Source organism: uncultured Sneathiella sp., assembly GCF_963976355.1.
GTDB lineage: Bacteria > Pseudomonadota > Alphaproteobacteria > Sneathiellales > Sneathiellaceae > Sneathiella.
This window is the reverse complement of record NZ_CAXBKA010000002.1, coordinates 616,830-643,468: the sequence shown is the minus strand read 5'-3', so window position 1 is coordinate 643,468 and position 26,639 is coordinate 616,830. Positions and strand designations below refer to the sequence as shown.

At 58.7% G+C, this 26,639-nt stretch carries 23 protein-coding genes; 15 read left to right on the top strand and 8 right to left on the bottom strand.

The genetic code is table 11. The annotated features are described in order from the left end of the window. Positions 1–11 precede the first annotated feature (11 nt). The 3 genes from AAC599_RS06770 to AAC599_RS06760 all read right to left on the bottom strand — a co-directional run bounded on the left by AAC599_RS06770 (position 12) and on the right by AAC599_RS06760 (position 4,431). On the bottom strand, positions 12–758 hold the full coding sequence (locus tag AAC599_RS06770; RefSeq protein ID WP_340149651.1) for a 4Fe-4S dicluster domain-containing protein: 747 nt from the start codon (positions 756–758) through the stop codon (positions 12–14). Next, on the bottom strand, positions 755–3,751 hold the full coding sequence (locus AAC599_RS06765; RefSeq protein WP_340149650.1) for a molybdopterin oxidoreductase family protein: 2,997 nt from the start codon (positions 3,749–3,751) through the stop codon (positions 755–757). Before AAC599_RS06765 ends, AAC599_RS06770 begins: the two co-directional genes overlap by 4 nt. Positions 3,752–3,870: 119 nt before the next feature. Beyond that, a complete protein-coding gene (locus AAC599_RS06760; RefSeq protein ID WP_340149649.1) occupies positions 3,871–4,431 on the bottom strand; it encodes a sigma-70 family RNA polymerase sigma factor in 561 nt (186 codons plus the stop codon). Positions 4,432–4,880: 449 nt separating this feature from the next. On the opposite strand from AAC599_RS06760, the gene AAC599_RS06755 reads away from it, so the two are divergent. From AAC599_RS06755 to AAC599_RS06690, 14 genes are all read left to right on the top strand, one after another. Further along, a complete protein-coding gene (locus tag AAC599_RS06755; protein ID WP_340149648.1) occupies positions 4,881–5,354 on the top strand; it encodes a RebB family R body protein in 474 nt (157 codons plus the stop codon). 59 nt (positions 5,355–5,413) lie between these two features. Further along, positions 5,414–5,866 carry a hypothetical protein gene (locus AAC599_RS06750; protein WP_340149647.1) on the top strand — a complete coding sequence of 151 codons (453 nt, stop codon included), beginning with the start codon at positions 5,414–5,416 and terminating at the stop codon, positions 5,864–5,866. A gap of 397 nt (positions 5,867–6,263) precedes the next feature. Next, positions 6,264–6,617 carry a RebB family R body protein gene (locus AAC599_RS06745; protein WP_340149646.1) on the top strand — a complete coding sequence of 118 codons (354 nt, stop codon included), beginning with the start codon at positions 6,264–6,266 and terminating at the stop codon, positions 6,615–6,617. Positions 6,618–6,665: 48 nt separating this feature from the next. Beyond that, positions 6,666–6,986 (top strand): RebB family R body protein, encoded by a 321-nt coding sequence (locus AAC599_RS06740; RefSeq protein WP_340149645.1) that lies wholly within the window; start codon positions 6,666–6,668, stop codon positions 6,984–6,986. A gap of 41 nt (positions 6,987–7,027) precedes the next feature. After that, complete coding sequence (locus tag AAC599_RS06735) at positions 7,028–7,384, top strand: RebB family R body protein (protein WP_340149644.1); 357 nt, start codon at positions 7,028–7,030, stop codon at positions 7,382–7,384. 122 nt (positions 7,385–7,506) lie between these two features. Then, positions 7,507–7,911 carry a RebB family R body protein gene (locus tag AAC599_RS06730; RefSeq protein ID WP_340149643.1) on the top strand — a complete coding sequence of 135 codons (405 nt, stop codon included), beginning with the start codon at positions 7,507–7,509 and terminating at the stop codon, positions 7,909–7,911. A 56-nt stretch (positions 7,912–7,967) separates the two neighbouring features. Continuing rightward, positions 7,968–8,297, top strand: coding sequence for a RebB family R body protein (locus AAC599_RS06725; RefSeq protein WP_340149642.1), 330 nt, complete (start codon positions 7,968–7,970; stop codon positions 8,295–8,297). A 100-nt stretch (positions 8,298–8,397) separates the two neighbouring features. Then, positions 8,398–8,664 carry a transposase gene (locus AAC599_RS06720; RefSeq protein WP_340149641.1) on the top strand — a complete coding sequence of 89 codons (267 nt, stop codon included), beginning with the start codon at positions 8,398–8,400 and terminating at the stop codon, positions 8,662–8,664. Positions 8,665–8,748: 84 nt separating this feature from the next. Next, positions 8,749–10,554: a DNA helicase RecQ gene (gene recQ / locus AAC599_RS06715; protein WP_340149640.1), complete on the top strand. Its 1,806-nt coding sequence runs from the start codon at positions 8,749–8,751 to the stop codon at positions 10,552–10,554. A 24-nt stretch (positions 10,555–10,578) separates the two neighbouring features. Further along, positions 10,579–11,127 carry a (2Fe-2S)-binding protein gene (locus AAC599_RS06710; protein WP_340149639.1) on the top strand — a complete coding sequence of 183 codons (549 nt, stop codon included), beginning with the start codon at positions 10,579–10,581 and terminating at the stop codon, positions 11,125–11,127. After that, positions 11,124–13,388: a xanthine dehydrogenase family protein molybdopterin-binding subunit gene (locus tag AAC599_RS06705; protein WP_340149638.1), complete on the top strand. Its 2,265-nt coding sequence runs from the start codon at positions 11,124–11,126 to the stop codon at positions 13,386–13,388. Before AAC599_RS06710 ends, AAC599_RS06705 begins: the two co-directional genes overlap by 4 nt. Positions 13,389–13,439: 51 nt before the next feature. After that, positions 13,440–14,108: a DNA-3-methyladenine glycosylase I gene (locus AAC599_RS06700; protein ID WP_340149637.1), complete on the top strand. Its 669-nt coding sequence runs from the start codon at positions 13,440–13,442 to the stop codon at positions 14,106–14,108. Positions 14,109–14,180: 72 nt separating this feature from the next. Beyond that, positions 14,181–15,308, top strand: a complete 1,128-nt coding sequence (locus tag AAC599_RS06695) for a CaiB/BaiF CoA-transferase family protein (protein WP_340149636.1) — start codon at positions 14,181–14,183, stop codon at positions 15,306–15,308. Position 15,309: 1 nt separating this feature from the next. Next, positions 15,310–16,785 carry a DHA2 family efflux MFS transporter permease subunit gene (locus AAC599_RS06690; protein WP_340149635.1) on the top strand — a complete coding sequence of 492 codons (1,476 nt, stop codon included), beginning with the start codon at positions 15,310–15,312 and terminating at the stop codon, positions 16,783–16,785. A gap of 27 nt (positions 16,786–16,812) precedes the next feature. On the opposite strand, the gene AAC599_RS06685 is transcribed toward AAC599_RS06690, so the two are convergent. The 3 genes from AAC599_RS06685 to AAC599_RS06675 are packed head-to-tail and all read right to left on the bottom strand — an operon-like array spanning position 16,813 to position 21,848. Continuing rightward, on the bottom strand, positions 16,813–18,897 hold the full coding sequence (locus AAC599_RS06685) for a 3-hydroxyacyl-CoA dehydrogenase NAD-binding domain-containing protein (protein WP_340149634.1): 2,085 nt from the start codon (positions 18,895–18,897) through the stop codon (positions 16,813–16,815). A gap of 43 nt (positions 18,898–18,940) precedes the next feature. Next, positions 18,941–19,972: an NADP-dependent oxidoreductase gene (locus AAC599_RS06680; protein WP_340149633.1), complete on the bottom strand. Its 1,032-nt coding sequence runs from the start codon at positions 19,970–19,972 to the stop codon at positions 18,941–18,943. Beyond that, complete coding sequence (locus AAC599_RS06675) at positions 19,941–21,848, bottom strand: AMP-binding protein (RefSeq protein ID WP_340149632.1); 1,908 nt, start codon at positions 21,846–21,848, stop codon at positions 19,941–19,943. The genes AAC599_RS06680 and AAC599_RS06675 overlap by 32 nt, the downstream gene beginning before the upstream one ends. Positions 21,849–21,984: 136 nt before the next feature. Between AAC599_RS06675 and AAC599_RS06670 the strand changes: the two genes are divergently transcribed. Further along, positions 21,985–22,614, top strand: a complete 630-nt coding sequence (locus AAC599_RS06670; RefSeq protein WP_340149631.1) for a TetR/AcrR family transcriptional regulator — start codon at positions 21,985–21,987, stop codon at positions 22,612–22,614. Here the strand turns inward: AAC599_RS06670 and htpX are convergent, their stop codons facing one another. Beyond that, positions 22,615–23,580: a zinc metalloprotease HtpX gene (htpX, locus tag AAC599_RS06665; protein ID WP_340149630.1), complete on the bottom strand. Its 966-nt coding sequence runs from the start codon at positions 23,578–23,580 to the stop codon at positions 22,615–22,617. A gap of 245 nt (positions 23,581–23,825) precedes the next feature. Further along, positions 23,826–26,498, bottom strand: coding sequence for an alanine--tRNA ligase (gene alaS / locus AAC599_RS06660; protein WP_340149629.1), 2,673 nt, complete (start codon positions 26,496–26,498; stop codon positions 23,826–23,828). Positions 26,499–26,639: the final 141 nt, after the last annotated feature.

The following is a 26,639-nucleotide window of genomic DNA, read 5'->3' as shown; positions in this document are numbered from 1 at the left end:
TGCTCTTTAACTCACGCGGAAAGAAATCTGTCGACCCAGCGGGCAATCACCCCGGCGGAGCTGTCGGAAACGGGTATCAGTTCCGGGGCCGCCTGTCCCTCCCCGCCCTGCTTTTTCGGACGCGGCGGCAGGTACTTGTTGGTCGGACGGCATTCCTGCTCCGGCATCAGGTCATAACCGCCCCGGCTTGCGACGAGGCGGCTGACGTCCGAGCCCGGATCGCCAAGATCGCCAAAGGAGCGCGCGCCGACCGGACAGGTGGAGACACAGGCCGGAACCCGGCTTTCCTCGGGCAGGTTCGGGTTATAGATCTTGTCCACGCAGAGGGTGCATTTTTTCATCACGCCCGCATCCTCGTCATATTCCCGCGCGCCATAGGGGCAGGCCCAGGAACAGAGCTTGCAGCCGATGCAGTGATCCGCATTGACGAGCACGATGCCGTCCTCCTCCCGCTTGTAGGAGGCGCCGGTCGGGCAGACAGTGACACAAGGCGCATCATCGCAATGCAGACAGCTTTTCGGGAAATTGACCATGCGGCCACCGGTCTCCTCATTCTCCACCTCGAAACTGTGGATGCGGTTGAACCACACGCCGGTTGGATCGGCGCCATAGGGGTCCGTATCGGTCATCGGAGCGGAATGACCGCCGCTGTTCCATTCCTTGCAGTTGACGGCGCAGGCGTGACAGCCGACACAGATATCGAGATCGATAACAAGGCCGAGCTTTTTCTTCGGGGGTTCCTTGGGGAGCGACGTCATTCTTTTTCCTTCTTGTGTCGTTCGGTGGTCTGGTTGCCATGGCCGGGCTTGATGCCGGTGGTCTGCGCCGCATTTTCCGCACGGTTGCCGATCCAGTCTTTCATGGCGACCGGCTCAAGAGAACTTTCCTTGCCCTTCAAGTCCGCTCCATAGCGCAGCATGTCCGGCGGAGCGTCAAGGTCGACGGGGCCTTGCGCATCGTACATCGGCTCCGTTTCGCCGAATTCGGCCACGGCGCATTTCTCGATATTGACGCGAAGGTCGTACCAGGCGGCCTGCCCCGTCACCGGATCGGAGTTGGAATAGCGATAGCCATCCTCACGCGGGGGCAGCAGTTCGGAAATGATATGGTTGAGGAGGAAGCCTTTTGTTGCTTCCGGCGCGTCTTCTTTCAGGTTCCAGGCCCCCTTGCGCTTTCCAATGGCGTTCCAGGTCCAGATGGTGTTGCGGTTGACCCCGCGCATCAGCTTCGCCTGCGCCTTCACCCGGCCATGGGGCGAGTTGATCCACACCCAGTCACCATCGGCGATGTCCTTTTCCCGCGCCATATCCGCATGCAGGAAGATCGGGTTGCGGGCCGTAATCTGGCGGAGCCAGGCGTTCTGACTGCCCCAGCTATGGTACATATGCATCGGCCGTTGCGTCACCGCATGCAGCGGATAACCCGGCCCCTTGTCGATATCCGCATCGGCAAAGGGCGCATACCAGAGCGGCAGCGGATCGAAGAAATCAGCGACGCGCCCGCGCAAGTGATCGGGCGGTTGCCGGCGGCCATGCCCTTCGGCGGCGAGACGGAATTTCTGCATCGTTTCGGAGTAAATTTCCATCACCACCGGTCCCGGCATGGCGAGCCAGCCCATATGGACGGCCTCCTCCAGATAGGATTTGTTGGCGAACTTGTAATAGGACTGCTCGGGCGTGAATTTCTTCTCCCAGAAACAGCCATTCGCGATATAGGCATCGAGCTGCGCCTCATTCGCCGCGCCGCGCCCCTGCCCCGATCCGTCCTCACCGCGCCAGCCGCCCAGCGGGCCGATGTCCGGCGTGCGTTCATGATGGACGATATAGTCGGAATAGCCGCCCGGATAGAGCGCCGATCCATCCTCCGTGACGAAGCCCGGTAGTGACAGCCGCACTCCGAGGTCGAGCATCACATCCTGGAACGGGCGGACATCGCGGCCCGGCGCCAGAATGGGCTGACGAATGGCATCCGCCGCGCCATGGGCGGAGGAAATCGGCCGGTCCAGCAACGAAATGCAATCCCAGCGTTCCAGATAGGTGGTGTCCGGCAGCACCAGATCGGCAAAGGCCACGGTCTCGGAATGATAGGCGTCGGAATAGATGAATTTCGGAATTTTATAGCTGCCGTCCGGCTTCCTGTCCGTCAGATAGCGGATGGTGTCCGGCACATTCATCGAGCTGTTCCAGCCCATATTCGCCATATACATGAACAGAACGTCGATTTCCTGCGGCTCCCCCGCCCAGGCGTTATGGATGACGCTGTGCATGAGCCCGTGGGCCGACAGCGGATATTCCCAGCTATAGGCCTTGTCGATGCGTTTCGGGTTTCCGGCCTCATCAACCAGCAGATCCTCCGGTCCCTTCGGAAAACCGAGCGGCATGCCATCCAAGGGCGTATTCGCCCGCGTCTCCTGCCCCGCAGGGAGCGGTCCGGGCGGACAGGGTTTCGGATAGGGCGGCTTGTGCCGGAACCCGCCCGGCACATCGATGCTGCCGATCAGCATCTGCAGAAGATGAATGGCGCGGCAGGTGTGAAAGCCGTTGGAATGAGCGGAAATGCCGCGCATGGCATGCATGGAGACCGGACGGCCGATCATTTTCTGCTGCGGCCGGCCGGCCCAGTCCGTCCAGGGAATATCGAGGGTGATTTCCTTCTCGAACGCGGCCTCGGCGATCTCGGCGGCGATCCGGCGGATCGTCTTCGCCTCGATCCCGACCCGCGCGGCCACTGTATCCGGATTATATTCCTCGGAAAGATATCGTTCGGCCATCAGTTGAAAGGCCGGAACCGCTCTCTGTCCCGACGGCAGGGTATAGCTGCCGACAAGCACAGGGTCCGCCTTGCGATCGCTGAGCGGCAGCAGTTTTCCATCCGGCGTCGCGACAAGAGAGATCCCCGTCGCGTTGCGGGCAAACAGCCCGTGCTCCGCCTCACCTTCCGCCTGAACCACCAGCCAGGAGGCGTTGGTATAGCGCTTCAAATACTCCCAGTCGATCTTCTCGGCACGCAGCAGCTCGTGAATGATCGCCATCACGAACAGGCCGTCCGTGCCCGGCGTAATGCCGAGCCATTCATCGGCAATGGAGGAATAGCCGCTGCGCACGGGATTGACGGAGACGAATTTGGCATCGCCCCGGGTTTTCAGCTTGCCAAGACCCATCTTGATGGGGTTGGAATCATGATCTTCCGCCACACCGAACATGAGGAAATATTTCGTCAGGTCCCAGTCCGGCTCGCCGAATTCCCAGAACGACCCGCCAATGCTGTAAAGGCCCGCCGCCGCCATATTGACCGAGCAGAAACCGCCATGGGCAGCGAAATTGCGGGTGCCGAACTGCTTGGCCCACCAGCCGGTGAAGCTCTGGGACTGATCGCGGCCGGTGAAAAAGGCAAGTTTGGCGGGATCGTCGCCCCGCACCTCCTGAAGCCAGCCGGTCGCCAGCTCAAGTGCCTCATCCCATTCTATTTCCCTGAATTTTCCCTCGCCCCGCTCACCAACGCGCAGGAGAGGTTTCTTGAGTTTTGCCGGAGAATTCTGCTGCATGATCCCGGCGGATCCCTTGGCGCAGAGGACGCCCCGGTTCACCGGATGATCGGGGTTCCCCTCGATATAACGGACCTTGTTATCTTTCAGATGAACCTTTATCCCGCATCGGCAGGCGCACATATAGCAGGTTGTGAATTTCACTTCGTCGGATACAACGGGCGAAGTGTCCGCGCGTGGATCACGCGCAGCAATGCCGTCTTTCATATGTAATAGCTCCCCAGCTACTTGATCCGGCTTTCACCGGAAGTACTAACGAATATCGTTACCCGATTTCGCGGGGGGATGTCGATAGGGAAATCAAAATATAGTGCAATCAGGAGGATTTAACCGCGAAATATCTCCAGATTCTCGCGGAGCAGTGCCCGACCCTGCTGCACCCTTTTGCGGACATTGTCATTGGAGATTCCGAGTTTGTGCGCGATTGTCTCATACTCTTCCCCCTGCACCAGCCGGAGGACGACCGGACCGCGCAACCGGTCGGGCAGTCCCTCTATCGCCTCGCGCAGACGCAGTCCGAGTTCGGAATTCAGCAGGTTGCCCTCCGGTGTCAGCTGTCGCGTCTCATAGGCGGAGAGATCGATGGTGCTGATTTCCTTGACCTTCTCATAGAGATTTTTCAGCCGCTTGTTGGCCCGGTGCTTGTCGATGCAGATGTTATGCAGCAATCGCGCGAACCAGGCCCGCTCGTTACTGATCTGGGCGGCATGATCTGCATATTTCTCATAGGCGCGGATGGTGGCATCGCTGAAGGCATCTTCGGCATCCGCCGCACTGATATTCATCCAGATCATGCTGAGACGAATTAAATACTCCTTATGGGAGTGCCATGCTTTCCAGAATTCATCGGCGCTTGGCGCCTCTTCCTCCGATGATACAGATTTCACGGGGACATCTTCAGACTCAAGGTCTGTGTCCATGATTTTAAAATTTAAAGGATATACCGGTGAAATTTCCGGAAAAGAAAGACGGCGCTCCGGGCCGAATTTATAGGTTTGAAAATCGGGTTTAGGTTGTGTTTCTTGCCTGAGCGGATTCACGTTATCCCCCTAGTAAATTTTAATTTCAGGAATACAAAACTGGCTAAAAGGGCCGTGCCGTTTGGTTGTGCTGCCCGTCGATGATTTCTATTTGGGCAGCTTTATGCACTTTTAAAGTGTCTTTTTCATTTTTTATATTTTTAATACGGGCGTATGTTTATGATAATACTGACTCAGAATTCCATTAATAAAACAAATATAATTAGTAAATATAAATTCGATATTGCAATATTTTTATAAATATATATTTATTGTTTTATTGTTATTTAAAATATTTAAAAAATGGAATTATAATAATGGCAAATTCACAATCAGATGATCAAATACAAAACTCCGTACTTGCTACAAGCGAGATACTTTTAGGAAGTTCTACTGCAAAATCCATGGCAACCATGTATCTTAATCTTGCCCAGGCGGCCGGCATGGCGTCCCAGAATGCGGTCACCAATCAGCAGCATCTCAATATTCTCGGAGCTGCCGCCGTCGCCGCGGGAACGAGCGGGCTGCTCCGGAACGGATTTGCCGACCAGATTGAAAAGCTGACCCCGACAGAGCGTCTCGACTATCTCCAGAAACTGATGACCCTTGCTACCAATCCGTCTGCTGCTCCGGCCGCAACCGACAGCTCGGACGGCTCAAGCACAGCGTCCACTACCGACAGCAAGACGACGTCGGATAGCACCGACAAACCGGCATCGGACACAAGTACGGAGACAAAATCTTCGGACGACAGCAAGTCCGAGACACCGTCGTCTTCCACAACCCCATAACTGACTTTGACAACTTTAAGTAATCATTCTTCTGGCATATTTTTTTATGGATCAATCTCATGGCAACAACTTCATCCGGGGGCGATGGCGCATCCTCCCCCGCTCCTGCTAAAATCGAGGACTCGGCGACCTTCGCAATGGGCCTCCTCTATCAGTTCGCCGCCCATTCCTCGGGCCTCGCGCTCGAAAATGCGACGGCAAATTCGAACATGATGAACAGCGTCACCAACGCCGGTGCCGCCGCCCTCACCGCCCTCAAGAACGCCGAGGCCGTCTCGATCAGCGCGCAGAAGGCAACGATCGGCGAATCCTACAATGCTCAGACGGCCGCCATTACCCAGGCCCTGAACGCACAGACCCAGGCGGCCACCACCAGCCTGAACGCGGTCACAAGCGCTGGCGGCACCGCGCTCGCCGCGCAGACAAGTCAGGAAATTGCGGGCATCACCGCCGATGCCGTTGCGGCCACCGCAGCCGCCATGAACAAGATCGTCCAGCAGATGGGCGGATAACGACGATCCGCAAGGAGGAGTTCGCTTCGCCTTGCGCCTCTCTCACGCCCTGCTTGCCGATACAGGTCTAGTCCGAGATTTCCCGGTTTTCGACCCCTTCAGCACCTTTAAACTCAAAAAAGATGACACTCTTTTTTCTGTAAATCCGGATATCCAACGCGATGAAGACTGTACGGCCTTATTCGCAGAATTCCGCCAGTTTCACCCCTGCCCCGGCAGGGAGTCGCATACGGGATCATTCCGCTCAGTCTCAAGACGGTTGAGAGTTTTCGCAACGGCCGCAAGAAAATCTCACCGTTGCGTCACATAATCTCACGCCCCGGCGTCTTCTGCATATTGAAAGAGGATTAATTGCCTCTCTCGATCAACGCTGACAGGAATGAAAGAGGATTAGTCCATGGCAAACGACACACCCGTCAATAGCCAAATAACCGATGCCGTTACCCAGTCCAACATGATAGTGATCGGTGGTGCGCCGGCGCAATCCATGGGGACGGTCTATCAGATGATGGCCCAGGCCGTCGGTGTGTCCATGCAGAATGCGGTCGCCAACCAGCACAGCATGAACACCATTGACAACGCCATCGTCAGCCAGGGGGTTGCCATGCTTTACAGCCTGGATACCTCGCTCGATGCGAAGGCATCACAGGAAATCCTGTCCGGAAATGTAAACGCAGAAATAGTCTCCGCGCTTCAGGCTATCATCGTTGAATTGAAGAAAGCGCAAACAGCACAGAAGTCACAAACCTAATTTCATTAACAGGAAAGAGTTCCTGAGACTATTAAAGGAGAATGACCCATGCCAGGGGATACACCAGTCAATGCCCAGATAACCGATTCCGTTACCCAAGCCAATGTCAGCATTCTGGGAGATGCGCCCGCCATTGCCATGGCCAATGCCTATCAGGTTTTTGCCCAGGTCGTCGGCGCGAGCATGCAGAATGCCATTTCGAACCAGCAGGGAGCCAACTCGGTTGACCTCGCGGTGACAACGCAGGGAACGAATGTTCTCTACGCCATGTCAACGGCCACCGATTCCAAGGCAACCTCCGAGATTCTCGGCGGCAACCCGGTTGCGGAAGCCCTCACCTCACTACAGGCCGCCGCGAGAGCATTCTAAGCGGCTTTTACCAAGGACATGAAAGATAAAGGAGTTAGATAATGGCGGATAATACTTGGATGAACAGCCAGATCACCGATTCAGTCACCCAGACAAACGTCAAGGTGCTGGGCGATGCCCCGGCGGAATCAATGGGCATGCTGTACCAGATGCTCGCACAGTCCACAGGTATGTCGATGCAGAATATGGTCGCCAACCAGCAGCATAAGAATTCCATCGATTCTGCTGTGGTTACCGGGGCGGTCAGCCTGCTGTATACCCTGGATGTCGCAGCGGAAGGCAAGTCTACTCAGGAAATCCTGAGCGGCAACCCGGTCGCCGAAACCATGGCGGCGTTGAAAGGCGTCCTGTCGAGCTTTCGCCAGGAGAACCCGAACGCCCCAAAATTCAACACATAACCCCGCTGCCTGAGAACAGCTTTATTCTCACCGGTATATCGAATATTGCGCCTTTGTCGCCCGGGGTGGCAGAAGCGTAGTATTCGACCCGGCGGCCGCATCGATCGCAACAGGATAAGCCCATGACCGCAACCAAGACATCGGAACAGACAAAGTCGGTGAACAGCCAGATCACCGATGCCATCACCCAGACGAATGTGATGAATATCGGCCTTGCGCCGGCCCAATCACTGGGCACCCTTTACCAGACCACGGCGCAGGCCGTGGGCACCTCCATGCAGAATGCAGTGGCAAACCAGCAGAACAACTACAGCCTCAGCCTGGCGTCAACGGCGCAGAACCTGCAATCGCTGCTGGCGCTCTCTTCGGCGACAGCCGGACGCAGCACGGCGGGCGTACTAAACCAATCGCGCTATCCGCTGGCCACCCACCATTTCCACCATAACAGCCATGCGCTGCAACCGGCCGCCCGCCCGACGGCGGCAACGCCGCCCCACGCCCCGCCGCAGACACCGCTGAAGCCTTAGCGTCCCGATAAAATCGTATCACCCGGACAACCCAGAAGGACAACAGGAGAGCGGCAATGCCATCAGAGTCATTTGTAAACAGCCAGATAACGGGCGCCATCGCGCAGACGAATTTAAGCGTCCTGGGGGATGCCCCATCCGAGGCAATGGCCATTCTGTATCAGCAGATGGCCCACTCAGTCGGGCTCGCGCTTCAGAACGTCATCGCGCAACAGCAACATAGCTATTCGATACATAACGCCATTACCATCGCAGCATCCAAGCAGTTGCTGAGTTCCGATCCGGCCGCGGCGGCGAAGGCCTCGCAGGATCTGATCGCCGGCAGCGCCATACCGGAAAATCTCGCCGCCCTCCAGGCGGTGGTCAATGAACTCGGGAAGAAGTAGGACAGCCCTCTCGCTGGCGACGGCAACGGATATGAAACGACAACGGAAAGCTGAGGCATGATGGCACGGTAAAAACATTCAATCGAGGACGTTCAGTCTCATGGAACGCAAAAGTTATACTCAGCAGGAGATCAACATGATCCTTCAGGAACTGGCCGGCGGCCGGACGATGGAAGAGACAGCAAAGGCCCATGATGTTTCCCGGGCGACACTCTACCGCTGGAAAAAACGGGCCGAGCAGAGCGGCGCCCAGGAAATAAGCCGCCTTAAAAAAGTTGACGAGGAAAACCAGCGTCTGAAATCACTCCTCGCCGAAGCCGCCCTCGAAATACAGGCGCTCAAGGAACAGCTGAAGCAGCGCGGCTGACCTCACCAACCGGCGAAGGCGAATAACCCGCCTCCGTCCGCCAATCCCCCATTGATCGGCGACAGGATGACTGTATAAAGGGGTATGTTGCGTAACCCTGTCCAGATTCTCACCTCCGTTTTCGGCTATCCCGCGTTCCGGGGGGACCAGGCCGACATTATCGATCATATCATTGCCAAGCGAGACGCCCTCGTCCTCATGCCGACGGGTGGCGGCAAGTCGCTCTGCTACCAGATCCCGGCGCTCTGCATGGAGGGAACGGCCATCGTCATTTCGCCGTTGATCGCCCTGATGCAGAACCAGGTGGAAGCCCTGCAACAGCTCGGCATCGCGGCGGCGGCGCTTAATTCCGCCCATAGCCTGGAGGAACAGGAAAGGGTCCGGACCGCCTTCCTGAACGGCGAGCTCAAACTCCTCTATATTGCGCCGGAACGGCTGTTTGCGGGCGGTTTTCTTGATCTTGTCTCACGCTCTGAGATTTCTCTCTTCGCGATTGACGAGGCGCATTGTGTCTCGCAATGGGGCCATGATTTCCGCCCCGAGTATCTCCGCCTTGCTGTCCTGCACGAGAAGTTCCCGAATGTGCCGCGCCTCGCCCTTACCGCCACGGCGGATGAGCCGACGGAGAAGGATATCGTCGAGCGGCTTGGCCTTTCTTATGGGGAAATTTATCGCGCCGGATTCGACCGGCCGAATATCTGTTACCGCCTGACAACCAAGACCAATGGCACGGCGCAGCTGCTCGATTTCATCAAGACCGAACATAACGAGGATGCGGGTATTGTCTATTGCATGTCCCGCAAGAAGGTGGAGCAGGTCGCCGCGAAGATTGCCGCGACGGGACGCATTGCGCTCCCTTATCACGCCGGGCTGGAAGCGGAGACACGGCAGGCGACGCAGGCACGCTTCCTGAAGGAGGATGCGGTGATCATCGTCGCGACCATCGCCTTCGGCATGGGGATCGACAAGCCGGATGTGCGCTTCGTCGCCCATCTGGACCTGCCGAAGAATATGGAGAGCTATTATCAGGAGACAGGCCGCGCCGGGCGCGACGGCTTGCCCGCCGATGCCTGGCTTGCCTATGGCCTTCAGGATGTGGCGAAACTCAAGTTCCTGATGCAGAACCCGGACAAGACGCTCGCCCAGCAGCAGCTGGACCGCACGAAGCTCGAATCGCTTTTGCAGTTCTGCGAAAGCGCGCTCTGCCGACGTTACCTGATCCTGAAATATTTCGGGGAGGATCCGCCCGAAACCTGCGGCAACTGCGACAACTGTCTGGAACCGGCCGATCTTTTCGATGCCACGGAAGCGGCGCAGATGGCCCTCTCCTGTATATACAGGAGCGGCGAGATGTTCGGCGCCGGTCATATCATCGATATCCTCTTTGGCGCGGAAACCGAGAAAATCCGCAAATTCGGCCATGACCGCCTCAGCACCTATGGCATGGGCAAGGGGATCAGCCGCCCGGACTGGCAATCGATCTTCCGCCAGCTGCTCGCCCATGGGCTGCTCAATGTCGATATGGAGGGGTATGGCGGCCTGTCGCTGGACGAGAGCTGCCGCCCGGTTCTCAAAGGGGACGTAACGCTGGAGCTGAAAAAGAGCCCGGCGCGGCCGAAGGGCGAGAAGTCGACGGCGAAACCATCCCGCAATTTTTCTAACGCCCATGAGGAGGCACTGTTCAACCTTCTGAAATCCGTCCGCCTTACCCTCGCAAAAGAACAGAATGTCCCGCCCTATGTTATTTTCCATGACCGGACATTGATCGAGATGGCGGCGCTCAAGCCCCAGTCGCTTACGGCCTTCGGGGAATTGCAGGGCGTCGGCCGCAGCAAGCTGGAGAAATACGGCTCGACCTTCCTGAAGGCGATCGAGGACGGCGCGGCCTAATCCCGCTGGTGGCCAGCCACAAATATGACACCTTCACGGGTTGTCATGGAGAATTCCGGCAACATATTCTATTATTCATGCCTGTTTTCCGGAAGTGACGGACGGAGCCCGATGATCAAGCTCGACATAAATGGGACGATGCACGAACTGGAGGTGGAGGAGGATACTCCGCTTCTCTGGGCCCTGCGCGATACCGCGAAGCTGACCGGCACCAAATATGGCTGCGGGATTTCCGCCTGCGGCGCCTGCACCGTTCATGTGGATGGCGAGGCGGTGCGCTCCTGCGGTTATCTCGCCGTGGATGCAGTGGGCGCAAAAATCACGACAATCGAGGGCATGGCAACCGACAAGCTTCATCCGGTGCAGCAGGCATGGATCGACGAGCAGGTGCCGCAATGCGGATATTGCCAGTCCGGCCTGATCATGGCGGTCTCCGCCTTTCTGCGCGATAACCCGAACCCCAGCGATGCCGAGATTGCGGAGAACATCACCAATATTTGCCGCTGCGGCACCTATCCGCGTATCCGAAAAGCCATCCGCCGCGCGATTGAACTGCAAGGCGGGACCCAATGAGCAATTTCACGCTTACGCGGCGCAATTTCATGGTGGCGGGCGCTCTCGTCGGCGGCGGCCTTGCCGTCGGTTGCAGCTTCGATGGCAATCATCGCGACAGCGCTGCCCTTCGCGCCACCACCGATGAAGGCGAAATCGCCCTCAATGCCTGGGTCAAGGTCGATCAGGACGGCAAGGTCACCGTCGCCATTCCCCGCTCGGAAATGGGACAGGGCGTCTATACCGCGCTTGCCATGCTGGTCGCCGAGGAAATGGATGTCTATTTCGCCGATGTCACCGCCGAGCAGTCGCCGGTCGATGATGTCTATGCGAATATCACCCTGATACAGGACTCGCTGCCCTTCAATGACGGCTATCACAAGGGCGAGGATACCGTCGGCGCCTGGGCCATGGAGAAAGTCGGTCGCCTGCTCGGGGTTCAGGTCACCGGCGGCAGCACCTCGGTCCGCGATGCCTGGGCGCCCATGCGGCAGGCCGGGGCGATGGCGAAGGCCATGCTGGTCAGCGCCGCCGCGAAAAGCTGGGGCGTGCCCGCCAGCGAATGCGAGGTCAGGAACGGCATTATCAGCCACCGCGAGGAAGGCCGCGAAGGCAGCTATGGCGAGTTCGTTGCTGCCGCCGCCGAAGAGGCCGTCTCCATCGAGCCGAAGCTGAAGGACGCCAGCGAGTTCAAGCTGATCGGCACGCCGCAAAAGCGCCTTGATATTCCCGCCAAGGTCGACGGCAGCGCCGTTTTCGGTACCGACATCATGCTTGATGGCATGGTCCATGCCGCTGTCCGCCTGGCCCCGACCCTGGATGGAACCCTTGAAAGCCATGATCCCGCCCCGGCGATGGAAATGCCCGGCGTGCTCAAAGTCGTCCCGCTCGAAAATGCCGTCGCTGTTGTCGCCGACAGCTTCTGGCGCGCGAAATCGGCGGTGGAGGCGCTTGATCCCGTCTTTACGGAAGGGCCAGCAAAAGAGTATTCATCTGCCAGCATCATGGCGCGGCTGGAAGAAAAACTGCAAGACGGCGATGCCCGCGACTATGCCGAAGCGGGCGATGTCAAAACCGCGTTTGAGGAATCGCCGCCGACGATCGAGGCGATTTACAAGGTTCCCTATCTCGCCCATGCCTGCATGGAACCGATGAACTGCACGGCCCTGCTGACCGACGAGACGCTGGATATCTGGATGCCCAATCAGGCGCCGACCCTGATGAAATGGTATGCTGGCGATCTCGTGGATATCGATTCCGAGAATATCAGGATCCACACGCCCTATCTCGGCGGGGGTTTCGGGCGGCGGGCCGAAATCGACCTCGCGGTCATGGCGGTCGCCATCGCCAGGGAAATGAAAGGCCGTCCGGTCAAGCTGCAATGGACGCGCGAGGATGACATGCAGCATGACATGTACCGCCCGGCCGCCCTCTCCCGCTTTCGCGGCAGTCTTGATAGCGGCGGCAAGATGGCGGGCTGGGACAACCGGATCGTCAGCCAATCGGTCGGCGGGTCCTTCACTGCCCGTCTCCTGCCCTGGATGACGATGGACAGATCGGACAACACCACCGCCGAGGGTGCGGCGGACCTGCCTTATGAATTTCCGAACCTGCGGGTCGATCATGTGCCGGTGGAACTACTGGTGCCGGTGGGCTTCTGGCGGAGCGTCGGCCATTCCTACAACGCCTTTTTCACCGAATCCTTCATGGATGAGATGGCCCATGCCGCCGGGCAGGACCCGGTCGCCTTCCGCTTTGCCCATCTGACGACACATCCGGATTTTTCCACGGTATTGAAGAAACTGGTGCAGGTGAGCGCCTGGGATGCTCCGCTCGCGGCGGGACGCGGACGCGGCGTGGCCCTGCATGAATCCTATGGCTCGATCGTCGGGCAGGTTGTCGAGGTGACGGTCGGCGCGGACAAGGCCCTCACCGTAGATAAGGTATTCTGCGTGGTGGATTGCGGCACGGTCGTCAATCCCGACACGGTAACGGCGCAGATGGAAGGCGGGATCATCTTCGGCCTGACGGCAGCGCTCTATGGCGAGATTGAGATCGAGAACGGCGTGGTCATTAATGGCAATTTCCCCGATTACGAGATGGTCCGCCTCGCGAACTGTCCGGACATCGAGGTGCATCTCGCGCCGAGCAGACGCCGCATGGGCGGGATCGGCGAGCCCGGTACTCCGCCCATCGCCCCGGCCCTTGCCAACGCCATCTTCGCCGCCACCGGGGAGCGCGTCCGGGAACTGCCCTTGTCCAAAGCCGGATTTACGGCGTAGCGGTGCGCACAAGTTCGGGCTATTCTGTCGCCATCGATCAAGGAGGGCCCGATGATATCATTTGACAAGATCCGTAAAGAAGCGGAACAGGCGGCCGGTGGCGCGGACGAGCTCGCCGCCCGGATGCCCGCGCTTAAAACAGAGGCCGAGCTGCGCGCCATTCCCGCCGCCGAGTATTTTTCCGCCATGAGCTTTCGCATCTTCTCGACCGGGCTGAACCAGACCATGGTCCGGAACAAATGGCCCGCGTTTGAGGAGGCATTTCACGGCTTCGAACCCTCCCGCGTTGCCTTCATGACCGAGGATGACATTGCGGGCCTTATGGAGAATACGGCGATTATCCGCCATCTCGGCAAGATCCACGCCACCCACCATAATGCCCTCGCCCTTGTCGAGATTGCGAAACAACACGGTTCCATCGGCGACTATATCGCCGACTGGCCGGTCGAGAATATCATTGCGCTCTGGGATGAACTCAAGATCCGGTTCAAGCAGCTCGGCGGTAATTCCGGTCCCTATTTCCTCCGGATGATGGGAAAGGACGGCTTTATCCTGACGGCGGATGTGGTCGAGGCACTCAACCGGCTGAAGGTTGCAAGCGGCAAGCTGACCTCAAAGACGGATCGCGCCACCGTGCAGGCGGCCTTCAATGACTGGCACGAAGAAACGGGCCTGCCGCACGCTCATCTCAGCCGCATTCTGTCCATATGGAAAGGGTAACGGCCTATTGATTCTTTTCCCGTCGCGGGGCATAGATAGGGTCCCTTAGAAAAATCAAAAAAGAAGCCGATCATGCCCGGACCCCTTGACGGAATCCTTGTCGTCTCCCTTGAACAGGCGGTTGCCGCCCCCTATCTTTCCTGCCGCCTCGCCGATGCCGGGGCGCGGGTGATCAAGGTCGAGCGGCCCGAAGGCGATTTCGCCCGAAACTATGATACGGTCGTTCATGGGATGAGCGCCTATTTCGTCTGGCTCAACCGGGGAAAGGAGTCAATCCAGCTTGACATAAAAGTCGCTGAAGACCTTGATTTTCTGAAGAAAATTATTTCCGGAGCCGATGTTTTTATCCAGAATCTCGCGCCCGGCACGGCGGCACGCTACGGCCTTGGGAGTGACGCGCTGCAGGCCGAAAATCCGCGCCTGATCACCGTCGATATCTCCGGTTATGGAGAAGAAGGGCCCTATTCGAAAATGAAGGCCTATGACATGCTGGTCCAGAGCGAGACGGGCCTTGCCATGGTCACCGGATCACCGGAAGGACCGGGCCGCGTCGGCGTGTCCGTCTGCGATATCGCCGCCGGGATGCATGGCCTTGTCGGCGTGCTGGAGGCCCTCTATGAACGGGAACGGACGGGCAAGGGGCGCGCCATCAAATCAACGCTCTTTGCCGGCATGGCGGACTGGATGACGGTCCCGCTGCTGCATCAGGAATATGGCGGCAAGGCTCCGGGGCGCGGCGGCCTTTCCCATCCGTCCATCGCACCTTACGAAGCCTATGAGACGAAGGAAGGCGGACCCGTCGTCATCTCGATCCAGAACCAGACCGAATGGCGCAATCTCTGTGAACATGCCCTCAAGAATGCCGCCCTTGCCGATGATCCGCGCTTTTGTACGAACGAACTCAGGGTCAGCAACCGCCCTGCCCTCAATGCGGAAATCGACAAGGTGTTCGGCAGTCTGCCGCGATCCGAGGTGATCGAGCGGCTGCAGGCAGGACGCATCGCCTTCGGCGCGCTCAACAGTGTCGCCGACCTGTCGAAGCATCCGCAGCTTGAACGCAACGTCGTCGACAGCCCTTCGGGCCCGGTCAATCTGCTCGCCTCCCCCATTCATCTGACGGGAGAGGACAAGAAGTACGGAGCCATCCCAGGTCTCGGAGAGCATAACAAGGCGGTCCGGGAGGAGTTTTCCGGCTCGTAAAATGACCACACCCCGAAACCGATATCTGGAGAGGAAATACGGCGCCAGCTATAAATGGATTGCCGTCCTCGCGGTTATTATCGGGCTGCTGTCCAGTATCTTTTCCTCGACCATGGTCAATGTCGCACTGACCAATATCATGGCGGACTACGATATCACGCAGGCGTCGGCACAGTGGATGTCGACGGCCTATTTGAGCGCCTCGACCATCTGCATGCTGTCCTCCGCCTGGCTGATGTATAACTTCGGGGTCCGGCCCGCCTTCATGCTGGCGACCGCCCTCTTCTTCAGCGGCAGCATGCTCGGTCAGTTCGCACCGGAATATGGCCTGCTGGTATTGGCGCGGGTGCTGCAGGGCTCCGGCGCGGGCATTCTGCAGCCGCTGACCATGGCACTTGTCTTTCTGCTGTTTCCGCATGAAAAGCGGGGCACGGCCCTTGGCACCTTCAGCATGGTGATCGTCCTCGGTCCGGCCATCGGCCCGACGCTTGGCGGCATTATCACCGACAGCCTGGACTGGCATTATACCTTTACGGCGGCGCTGCCCCTCTCCTTTATCGGGGGATTTCTGGGCTGGAAATTCCTCCCCGACACCCGCGATGAGAAGTCCTTCAGCCGCTTCAACTATATCAGCTTCCTGCTGATCGCCATTACGGTTGCCAGCTTCCTGAACGGCCTGTCGGAAAGCCAGTTTCACGGCTTCACCGATCCGAAGGTGATTGTCTTCCTCTCTATCGCCCTTACCGGCCTGACCCTCTTTATCCTGAGGGAGCGCAAGAGCCGGGCACCGCTGCTCCGTCTCGATATGTTCCGCAACCTCTATTTCACCTCGACCGTTTTGATTGCCGCGATCGTCAGCGCCGGTATGTTTTCCAGCATCTATATGCTGCCGCTCTATGCGCGAACGGTGTTGGAGGCAAACGCGACAAATGCCGGCCTTATGCTGCTGCCAGGCGGACTGACCCTCGCCCTCATCTCTCCGCTTGCCGGGCGGATGGTGGACAAGATGCCGCCGCACCGCCTGCTGCTGACCGGTGTGCTGCTGTTTATCGGATCCTCCTACGCGATCAGCTATGCGGACCAGTTTAGCAGTTTCTGGTTTGTCGCCGGCTGGCTGATGGTAAGCCGTGGTGCGCTCGGGCTGATCATGCCCTCCAACAACACCCTGTCGCTGTCCTGCATGCGCCCGGAACAGGTGCCACAGGCTTCCGGCGCGCTCAATTTCTGCCGGATGCTGGGCGGCAGTACGGGGGTCAATGTCATCGCCGTGCTGATCACCGCCCGCACGGCCCATTACCAGGCGGACATGATGACGGCGGCACATACGTCGCATTTGAGCAAGGCCGAGACACTGGACGCTCTCGCCCGCACCTTTCAGGACTGCTTCCTGATCGCCTGCCTGTTTTTCTCTCTCGCGCTAATTCCCGTCGGCTATGTGATCTACCGGGAGCATAAAGCAAAAAACCCCGCCACATAGGCGGGGTTTCCCGTGCAGAAGGACGGCCTAGAGATCCTTGAACCCCTTGCCTTCCTTGGCCAGCTTCTCAAGGAGCGGCGCCGGGGTCCATTCGTCCCCATGCTCTTCCCTGAATTTCAGCAGGTCGTTATAGATGTTTTCAAGGCCGATATGATCGGCGTAGCGCATCGGCCCACCGCGATAGATCGGCCAGCCATAACCATAGACCCAGATGACATCGATATCGCTCGCGCGGGTGGCGATGCCCTCTTCGAGGATTTTCGCCGCCTCGTTGATCATCGGATAGATGCAACGCTTGAGGATTTCCTCATCCGACACCTGCCGCCGGTTGATCCCGGCATCGCGGGCCGCCTTGACGATGATATCCTCGACAATCGGGTCCGGCTGCGGCGTGCGGCTGCCCTTTTCATAGTGGTAGTAGCCATCGCCCGTTTTCTGTCCGAACCGGCCAAGCTCGCAGATCGCATCGGCGACCGGGCTGGTGACGCCCCGGCCCTGACGGATACGCCAGCCGACATCGTTACCCGCAAGATCGGACATGGCAAACGGACCCATCGGGAAGCCGAAATCATAGAGCACGCGGTCGACATCCTCGACCTTCGCGCCTTCAAGGATGAGCTGTGCCGCCTGATCGCCGCGCTTGGCGAGCATACGGTTGCCGACGAAGCCGTCGCAGACGCCGACCATGGCCGGCACCTTGCCGATCCGTTTCGCAAGCGCCATGCAGGTGGCCATGACCGTGGCGCTCGTCTTTTTCGTCCGCACTTCCTCCAGCAGGCGCATGACATTCGCTGGGCTGAAGAAATGCAGGCCGATGACATATTCGGGGCGTGAGGTTGCCTCGCCGATCTCATCGATATTGAGGGTCGAGGTGTTCGTCGCCAAAATCGCGCCCTGCTTGCAGATCTTGTCGAGCTTGCCGAAAACCTCTTTCTTGACGTCCATATTCTCGAAAATCGCCTCAATGACGATATCGACGTCCTTAAGGTCCTCAAGATTGGTGCTGCCGGTCAGGAGCGACATGTATTTGTCCATTGCTTCCTGTGTGAGCCGGCCCTTGGAGACGGTGGCGGCATAGTTCGACTTGATGACGCTGATGCCCTTGTCGAGCGCCTCCTGCGTGGTTTCGACAATCGTCACCGGGATACCGGCCTGCAGAAAGTTCATGGCGATGCCGCCGCCCATTGTGCCCGCGCCGACGATGCCCGCCGTGTTGATATCGATCAGCGGGGTGTCTTTCGGCACATCCGGGATCTTGTTGGCGAGCCGTTCGGAGAAGAAGAAATACTGCTGCGCCTTCGCCTGTTCGCCACCCATCAGTTCCATGAACAGCTCGCGCTCCCGCTTGAGGCCGTCCGGGAACGGCAGATCGACCGATGCCTGCACCGCCTTGATGCAGTTTTCCGGCGCCTCGAACCCACGGAACTTGCGGGCATTCTTTTTGCGGAACTCATCAAAGATGGCCGGGTTTTTCTTTGCCTCCGCCAGCTTGTCGTTCTGTTCGCTGATCTTGACGAGCGGACGGCCCTCCGCCGCGACCTTTTTCGCAAAGGCAATCGCCCCCTCGGTCAAATCACCCTCGACGACCTCATCGACAAGCCCGACTTCCAAAGCCTTCTTGGCCCCGATGGGGTTGCCCGAGGTAATCATCTCAAGTGCCATCGGCACGCCGACAACCCGCGGCAGGCGCTGTGTTCCGCCCGCGCCGGGAAGAATGCCGAGCTTGACTTCCGGAAGGCCGACCTTGGCGGTGGGGTTTGCCACCCGGTAATGACAGCCAAGCGCTGTCTCCAGCCCGCCGCCAAGCGCCGTGCCGTGAACGGCGGCGACAACCGGCTTGGTCGAGCTTTCCATGGTGGCGATCACGTCATTGAGCCCCGGTTCCTGCGGTGGCTTGCCGAACTCGGTGATGTCCGCACCGGCGATAAAGGTCCGACCGGCGCAGGCCAGTACAATGGCCGTGACCGAATCATCGGCAACCGCCATTTCAATTCCGCCCTTGATTCCGGCGCGCACCTTCTGGCTCAGGGCATTGACCGGCGGGCTGTCGATGGTGATGACCCCGACCGTTCCCTTCGCCTCGTAGCTGACAAAATCAGTGATGGCAGTCATATTCTTGTTTCCTTCCGTTTGGGTTTCTTTTTCTGACTGTTTACTAGCGTGTCGGATCGTCGGCAACCTGCACCAGCAGTTTCCCGAAATTCTTGCCCTTCAGCAGGCCCATGAAGGCCTCGGGCGCATTCTCGATCCCCTTCACGATATCTTCGCGGTATTTCAGTTTTCCTTCCTTGATCCAGCCGCTGACATCCTTGAGGAAGGCTGGCAGATGGTGGAAATGATAGGAAATGATGAAGCCCTGTATCAGGATACGATGGGTCAGAACCGAGCGCATCAGCGCGGGGAGCATATTCGTGCCCTCGGGCAGTTCCGTCATATTGTACTGCGAGATCAGGCCGCAGACCGGCATGCGGGAATCATCATTCAAAAGCGGCAGGACCGCCTCGAACACCTTGCCGCCGACATTCTCGAAATAGACGTCAACACCATCAGGACAGGCCCGGGCGAGTTCCTCGGGGAATTCCGCGGATTTGTAGTTGAGGCAGGCATCGAAGCCGAGCTCATCGACGACAAAGGCGCATTTATCCGCCGATCCGGCAATCCCGATGGCGCGGCAACCCTTGATCTTGGCGATCTGCCCGACCACGCCGCCAACCGCGCCGGAGGCCGCGGCAACCACCACCGTTTCCCCGGGCTGCGGCTTGCCGATTTCCAGCAGGCCGTAGTAGGCGGTCAGACCCGGCATGCCGAGAACACCGACACCCGTCGAAATGGGCGCCCTTGCAGGGTCAAGCTTCATGGCGCCGGTCCCGTCGGACAGGCAATAGCTCTGCCAGCCGGTCGCGCACATGACATAGTCACCGGGCTTGAACTGGTCGTTATTCGATTCCTCGACCACGCCGACGCCGCCGCCGACCATGGTCTCCCCGACCTCCGCATTGGCGGCATAAGTCTTTTCTGCCCCCATGCGACCCCGCATATACGGGTCGAGAGACATATAGATCACCTTGACGCGAAACTGGCCTTGGCCCGGTGTCGGGACCGGCGTTTCCACCAGCTCGAAATTCTCCGCTGTCGGCTCTCCCACAGGCCGTGATTTAAGCAGTATCCGCTTGTTCATTCCTGACATCGATATCGCCTTTCGTTAATTTGTTATTGTCCGGTTTTACTACGCCGTCCGTTCCGTCACTGCTAAACAGCAACGCCACGAGGTCGGCTCGGTTGGAAAGGACGGCTCCCTGATTGATATATTGTTTGTCCGTTATCTCGTTCTTATCCACCGACAGCGGTTCCGCCAGGATCAGCGCCCGACCCACCCGCCGGCTCGGTGAGGCATTGTCCTGATTATAACGGCTGAGTTTCTCCTGAACAGACTCAATCAGCGGCGGCGCGACAATCCGTTTGCCATCGGAGGACAAAGCCGCCGTCTGTTCGGCATATTTTTTCTGCATGGCCTCGGTCAGCAGGATCAGGATGCCGATTTCGTCCCGGTCATGCCCGGCGATGACCACATCGCGCGCCAGCGGATCGAGGGCGTCGATGAGCGAGAGCCTCAAGGAGCCCGTGCTGACCCAGGTTCCGTTCGCGAGCTTGAAATCCTCGGCGACGCGGCCATCGAAGATCATGCCCTTCTCCGGATGGTCGGGGTCAACCCATTTGACTGCATCGCCGATGCAGTAGAACCCGTCCTCATCGAAATATTGTTCGGTCAGGTCCGGGCGTTTGTAATATCCCGTATGGACATTCGGCCCCTTGATCCGGATTTCGAGCTTTTCTCCGGCGGGCAGTATTTTCACCGTGATTCCCGGTGTCGGGACGCCGATCAGGCCGACACGATCGCTGTTCCAATGGACGGCGGTGCCGGTGCCGGTCGTCTCGGTCGCGCCCCAGCCCGTGCCGAAGGGAATGCGCATGCCGGTATATTTGATCGCGAGATGCTGCATCCGCTCGAACATTTCCTGCGACAGCGCCGCGCCGCCATACTGACAAATCCTGAGATTTTTGAAGAAGGCATGGCCCAGCTCCTCATCCGCCTCCATCTGGTCGGCGAGATAGCTGTAGGCGGCGGGCACGGTGCTGAACCGCGACGGGGAGATGACCTTCAGATTCTCGATCGTCCGGCTGAACAGCCCCGGCGTTGGTTTTCCATCATCCATGAACAATGTACCGCAAACCCTTGCAATCGCGAAGAAATTGACATTACCGCCATAGGTATGATGCCACGGGAGCCAGTCGAGTACCCGGGTCGGATCATTGACCGGGTCCGGGGCTTCGGCGATGAGTTCCAGCGTTTTCTGCGCCGAGCACAGCATCCGCTGGGTGTTGGGCACCGCCTTCGGCATCCCGGTCGAGCCAGAGGTGAACAGGATTTTGGCGAGATGATCGCCGGTCACCGCATTGAAGGCCGCCTCCACCGCCGCGCTGTCCAGATTCTCCAGCAACGCGCCAAACCTTACTCCGCCGTGATCCCGCCCTGTAACGGTAACAATGTCCTTGCCCGTCAGATCGAGGGCATCGAGTGCCGCGCCGTAAACATCGCCATCCTCGGCAAAGATCAGGCCCGGCTCGGTCAATTCCACGGCATATTTGAGTTTCGCAAAGTCATTTCCAACCAGGGAGTATGACGGTGAAAGCTGCGTCACCGTTATGCCCGCCTGCACTGCCCCCATCATCAAGGTTGCATGGGCGAAGCTGTTGGCGGAGAGGATCATGACGGACTTTTCCGGCCCGTAACCTCTTGAAAGTAAATAACTGCTGATCCGGTCGGCCTGCTCTCTCGCCGTGCGATAACTGAGCTCTGGCCAGGTATCGCCCTGGGAGCATTCGACGAGAAACGCACGGTCGGGAAACCGCTCCGCCGCCGCCCGCCAATAGGCGCCTATATTCGCCTCATAATTGCCAAGATCGGTATTGCTTCGGATAATCCAGCTGCCATCGGGATCGCGGCTGGCGGAAATATCCGGCGAGGGCCGGCTAAATGGCCGAAAAGGTATGGTTGAGGACATTTGGGCAACAAGCTCCGGTTATTTTTTTGTTCTATTTATCGCGGCAGACTGCTATTGTAAGGATATTGACAAATAGTTGTCACAATTGCCAGCAGCAGACACGAAAAAAATAAAAATTCTAACAGGTGAAGCGCGCATGGTTGAGTCTCCACAATTAACACTAGCAACCGACCGGGCCAGCAAAAGAAAAGAAGAGAAGCGCAAACGGCTGCTCGCCGCCGCCCGCAAACTCTTTGTAAGCAAGGGATACCACGAAACCCGGCCCCAGGATATCGCCAAGGAAGCCGATGTCGCGCATGGCACGTTTTACAGCCATTACATGGACAAGCGTGAAATTTTCATGGAATTTGCAAGTGCCGCGCAGGAGGATCTGCATTCCTATGTCCAGGCCCGTATTCCGGATGTCGACAGTTTCGAGGAATATATCCGTAACAGCCTGACCGCCATTCAGGAATTCGCCGAACAAAACCCGGGGTTGTTGCGATCGGCACTGGTCGACACCAAGGTTTTCGATCCCACCGATTCCAGCTCGAAAGAACTCCGCAGCCGCTTCGCCGCCGGTTTTATCTCTCGGCTGAAGGACGCCCGCCTCAATGGGGAACTGTATGAGGATATCGACCCGGACCTGATCGGCCATGCCATGATGGGCCTGATCCAGTTCTCCGCGCCGATGGCCTATCGCAAGGGGCAAAGCCGCCAGGAATATGTCGATCACTTGAGCCGCTTCCTGACGCGGGCGCTCGTCAAGTCCCCGAAAACCGTCTGATCAGCCCCACGGACCCTTTGGGGAATTGTCGGACCCGGCGGGACCGTCCGTGTAGGGCGTTGTGCCCTGACGCGCCCTCGGCAGGCCCCTCTCCCGCGTCTTCCTGACACTGCGGCCCTTGCCGGGCATAAGTGATTGGGCCAGCTCTTTCAGCTTCCGAACCCGGTTCGTCGTGGCGGGATGGGTTGAAAACAGGTTATCGGCTCGCTGTCCATGCAGGGGATTGATGATAAACAGGCTGGCGGAGGCCGGGTTCTTCTCTGCGGGCACATTCTCGATCCCGCGGGCGGCTTTATCCAACTTCTGAAGCGCGCTCGCCAGCCAGTCCGGATTACCGCAGATTTCACTGCCGGTATGATCCGCGGAATATTCCCGTGTCCGGCTGATCGCCATCTGCACCAGCATCGCACCGAGGGGCGCGAGGATCATGATCGCCAGCATGCCGATGATCCCGCCCCGGCTATCCCGGTTGCCGCCGAAGAAAAGCGCAAAGTTGGCGAGCATGCTGATCGCACCCGCCAGTGTTGCCGTGACCGTCATGGTCAGGGTATCGCGGTTCCTGATATGCGCGAGTTCATGAGCGATCACACCGGCCAGTTCTTCCTGTGTCAGGATTTTCATCAGACCGCTGGTGACGGCCACCGCCGCATTTTCAGGGTTGCGCCCCGTCGCAAAGGCATTGGGCTGCGGATTATCCATGATGAAGACTTTCGGCATCGGCAACTCGGCCCGCACGGCCAGCTCCGCTACCAGGCGCACGAGAGCGGGCGCCTCATTCTCCGTCACCCGACGCGCGCCATACATCTTGAGCACCATCTTGTCGGAATTCCAGTAGGCGAAACCGTTCATGCCGATAGCAATGACAAGGGCGATAATCATTCCCGTCGTGCCGCCGATCAGAAAGCCAACGGCAAGAAAAAGCGCGGTGATCGCGGCAATCAGTAATCCGGTCTTGAAATTGTTCATGGCGTATTCCTAAACATACCCTCGCAGGCGTGCTTCATATGTATTGGAAAATCGCACCATATCAAGCGCCAGGCAAAAATATGCCCGCCCCGAAATCACCTTGAAATTGCCCATTTTCGGACACAGCCAACCGCCATTTGCCGTTTTACCGGTTAGCTGGTCAATGGCTGGCAACCGGATCGTCGAAGGGAGGCGTGCTGCCCCTTTCCGGTTCTACCCCGATTGGATCGGGGCAGCATTGCTGCCTAAGGCGCCGCGGCAACCTCACCTTCGGCAATCAGCTTGCGAATGGCATCGACGGCATCGGCCCCCTTGGCCCCGTCGGGACCGCCGGCCTGCGCCATGTCGGGACGGCCACCGCCACCCTTGCCACCAAGTGCCTCGGAGCCCGCGCGGACAAGATCGACCGCACTGATGCCGCCGGTCAGGTCATCGGTAACACTGACAACGATAGACGCCTTGCCATCGTTATTGGCGATCAGCACGATCACACCGCTTTTCAACTTCTTCTTGATCTCATCCGCCATCGGTTTCAGGTCTTTGGGCGGCACATCGCTGAGCAACCGGGTCATCAGGGAGATGTTCCCGACCTTCTCCGCCTCTTCCGCCGGACCACTGCCGCCGCTGACCAGTTTTTTACGGGTATCGGCGAGCTCGCGTTCCAGCTTTTTGCGCTCTTCCAGCAGCCCCTGAATACGCGCACCAAGCTCGCTCGGCGCGATTTTCAGGCTCGATGCCGCCTCGGCCAGCAGTTTTTCGCGGGCATTGACATAGTCAAGCGCGGCTTCCCCGGCGACCGCCTCGATCCGGCGGATACCGGCCGCGAGGCCGCCCTCGCTCACGATCTTGAGGAAACCGATATCGCCGGTGCGCGCGACATGGGTACCGCCGCACAGCTCGGTCGAATAATCCCGGCCCGCGCCCTTGCCTTCGTCGAGCCCGCCCATGGAGACAACCCGGACCTCATCGCCGTATTTCTCGCCAAACAGCGCCATGGCCCCGGCCTCAATTGCGGCTTCCGGCGTCGTCAGGTGAACGGCGACATCGGCGTTGATGCGAATCCGGTCGTTGACCATCCGCTCAACGGCGGCAAGTTCCGGCTCGCTCATCGGTTTCTGATGCGAGAAGTCGAAGCGCAGACGGTCTTCCGCCACGAGCGAACCTTTCTGCGTCACATGATCGCCGAGTGTCTGACGCAGCGCCTCATGCAGGAGATGGGTCGCCGAGTGATGCGCCCGGAGCTTCGCCCGCCGCCGCCCATCGACATGGGTCTCCACGACGTCCCCGGTCGAAAGGGAACCCTTCGTGATTTTCCCGATATGGATGACCAGATCCTGTTTCTTCTGGGTGTCGGTCACTTTCATCTCGAACCTGGCAGGCGTTTTCAGGACACCATGATCGCCCTGCTGGCCGCCGCTTTCGCCATAGAAGGAGGTCTGGTTGAGCACAACCATCACCGCATCGCCCTCGGATGCCTTTTCGACTTCCTTGCCGTCCTTGATCACGACCTGTGTCTTGCCCTCAGCCGTTTCCGTCTGGTAGCCAAGGAATTCCGTCGCGCCGAGCTTTTCATGCAGATCGAACCAGAGCTGGTCCGTTGCCGCCTCACCGGACCCGGTCCAGGCGGCGCGGGCCGCCTCCTTCTGCTTTTTCATGGCGGCATCGAACCCGGCCTCGTCCAGCCCCCGGTTCTGGCCGCGCAGGATATCCTTCGTCAGGTCCAGCGGGAAACCGTAGGTGTCATAAAGCTTGAAAGCGACATCGCCGGGAAGCGCCTCGGTGCTGCCGAGTTTTTCCGTCGCATCGCCGAGCAGCTTGAGACCGCGGTCCAGCGTCTGCTTGAACTGGTTCTCCTCGACTTTGAGGGTCTCGGTGATCAGTGATTGCGCCCGGTGCAGTTCGGGGAAGGCATCGCCCATCTCATCGATAAGGGTCGGCACCAGCTTGTAGACCATCGGGTCCTTCGCGCCCAGAATATGCGCATGGCGCATGGCGCGTCGCATGATCCGGCGGAGCACATATCCCCGCCCCTCGTTCGATGGCGTCACCCCGTCTGCGACCAGAAAGGCGGAGGAGCGCAAATGATCGGCGATCACCCGATGGGAAGCCTGAAACTCCCCATCCGGCGCAACGCCGGACACCTCGGCCGAAGCCTCGATAATATGGCGCATCAGGTCGATATCATAATTGGTGTGCACGCCCTGCAGGACAGCCGTCAGCCGTTCCAGCCCCATGCCGGTATCAATGGACGGACGCGGCAGGCTCTCGCGCTTGCCGTCCGCAAACTGCTCGAACTGCATGAAGACGAGGTTCCAGATTTCGATGAAGCGGTCGCCATCCTCATCCGGGCTGCCGGGCGGTCCGCCGGGAATCTCTTCCCCGTGATCATAGAAAATCTCCGAACAGGGACCGCAGGGACCGGTATCGCCCATCGACCAGAAATTATCGGAGGTTGCGATGCGGATAATCTTCTCGTCAGGAAGTCCGGCAATTTTCTTCCAGTGGCCGGCCGCCTCGTCATCATCATGATAGACGGTGACAAGCAGCTTTTCCTTCGGCAGGCCATATTCATTGGTCAGCAAATTCCAGGCGAGCTCGATCGCGCGTTCCTTGAAATAGTCACCGAAGGAGAAATTCCCCAGCATCTCGAAAAAGGTCAGATGGCGCGCGGTATAGCCGACATTCTCAAGGTCGTTATGCTTGCCGCCTGCGCGCACGCATTTCTGCGTCGTCACCGCGCGGTTATAGGGGCGCTTCTCCTGGCCGGTGAATACATTCTTGAACTGCACCATGCCCGCGTTGGTGAACAGCAGGGTCGGATCGTTCCGCGGTACCAGCGGAGAGCTATCCACCTTTTCATGACCATTCCTTGCGAAATAGTCGAGAAAGGTGCTGCGTATTTCTTTTGTCGTACTCATTTTTGCCAATTCCGTTCACCTAAGCCGTAAAATGCGGCATATTCGGCCGCATTGTTGCCGCTTTTTACCGCGCCCGACCTTGCCTGTCCAGTTGGATAGCACTGGCAAAGCGCGGGCGGGCCTGATATTGAATAGATATGC

What these genes read in the sequence shown, in the direction of transcription:
- AAC599_RS06770 (WP_340149651.1), bottom strand. Translation starts at nt 758, where the DNA reads ATGACGTCGCTCCCCAAGGAACCCCCGAAGAAAAAGCTCGGCCTTGTT.
- AAC599_RS06765 (WP_340149650.1), bottom strand. Translation starts at nt 3,751, where the DNA reads ATGAAAGACGGCATTGCTGCGCGTGATCCACGCGCGGACACTTCGCCC.
- AAC599_RS06755 (WP_340149648.1), top strand. Translation starts at nt 4,881, where the DNA reads ATGGCAAATTCACAATCAGATGATCAAATACAAAACTCCGTACTTGCT.
- AAC599_RS06750 (WP_340149647.1), top strand. Translation starts at nt 5,414, where the DNA reads ATGGCAACAACTTCATCCGGGGGCGATGGCGCATCCTCCCCCGCTCCT.
- AAC599_RS06745 (WP_340149646.1), top strand. Translation starts at nt 6,264, where the DNA reads ATGGCAAACGACACACCCGTCAATAGCCAAATAACCGATGCCGTTACC.
- AAC599_RS06740 (WP_340149645.1), top strand. Translation starts at nt 6,666, where the DNA reads ATGCCAGGGGATACACCAGTCAATGCCCAGATAACCGATTCCGTTACC.
- AAC599_RS06735 (WP_340149644.1), top strand. Translation starts at nt 7,028, where the DNA reads ATGGCGGATAATACTTGGATGAACAGCCAGATCACCGATTCAGTCACC.
- AAC599_RS06730 (WP_340149643.1), top strand. Translation starts at nt 7,507, where the DNA reads ATGACCGCAACCAAGACATCGGAACAGACAAAGTCGGTGAACAGCCAG.
- AAC599_RS06725 (WP_340149642.1), top strand. Translation starts at nt 7,968, where the DNA reads ATGCCATCAGAGTCATTTGTAAACAGCCAGATAACGGGCGCCATCGCG.
- AAC599_RS06720 (WP_340149641.1), top strand. Translation starts at nt 8,398, where the DNA reads ATGGAACGCAAAAGTTATACTCAGCAGGAGATCAACATGATCCTTCAG.
- recQ (WP_340149640.1), top strand. Translation starts at nt 8,749, where the DNA reads ATGTTGCGTAACCCTGTCCAGATTCTCACCTCCGTTTTCGGCTATCCC.
- AAC599_RS06710 (WP_340149639.1), top strand. Translation starts at nt 10,579, where the DNA reads ATGACACCTTCACGGGTTGTCATGGAGAATTCCGGCAACATATTCTAT.
- AAC599_RS06705 (WP_340149638.1), top strand. Translation starts at nt 11,124, where the DNA reads ATGAGCAATTTCACGCTTACGCGGCGCAATTTCATGGTGGCGGGCGCT.
- AAC599_RS06700 (WP_340149637.1), top strand. Translation starts at nt 13,440, where the DNA reads ATGATATCATTTGACAAGATCCGTAAAGAAGCGGAACAGGCGGCCGGT.
- AAC599_RS06695 (WP_340149636.1), top strand. Translation starts at nt 14,181, where the DNA reads ATGCCCGGACCCCTTGACGGAATCCTTGTCGTCTCCCTTGAACAGGCG.
- AAC599_RS06690 (WP_340149635.1), top strand. Translation starts at nt 15,310, where the DNA reads ATGACCACACCCCGAAACCGATATCTGGAGAGGAAATACGGCGCCAGC.
- AAC599_RS06685 (WP_340149634.1), bottom strand. Translation starts at nt 18,897, where the DNA reads ATGACTGCCATCACTGATTTTGTCAGCTACGAGGCGAAGGGAACGGTC.
- AAC599_RS06680 (WP_340149633.1), bottom strand. Translation starts at nt 19,972, where the DNA reads ATGTCAGGAATGAACAAGCGGATACTGCTTAAATCACGGCCTGTGGGA.
- AAC599_RS06675 (WP_340149632.1), bottom strand. Translation starts at nt 21,848, where the DNA reads ATGTCCTCAACCATACCTTTTCGGCCATTTAGCCGGCCCTCGCCGGAT.
- AAC599_RS06670 (WP_340149631.1), top strand. Translation starts at nt 21,985, where the DNA reads ATGGTTGAGTCTCCACAATTAACACTAGCAACCGACCGGGCCAGCAAA.
- htpX (WP_340149630.1), bottom strand. Translation starts at nt 23,580, where the DNA reads ATGAACAATTTCAAGACCGGATTACTGATTGCCGCGATCACCGCGCTT.
- alaS (WP_340149629.1), bottom strand. Translation starts at nt 26,498, where the DNA reads ATGAGTACGACAAAAGAAATACGCAGCACCTTTCTCGACTATTTCGCA.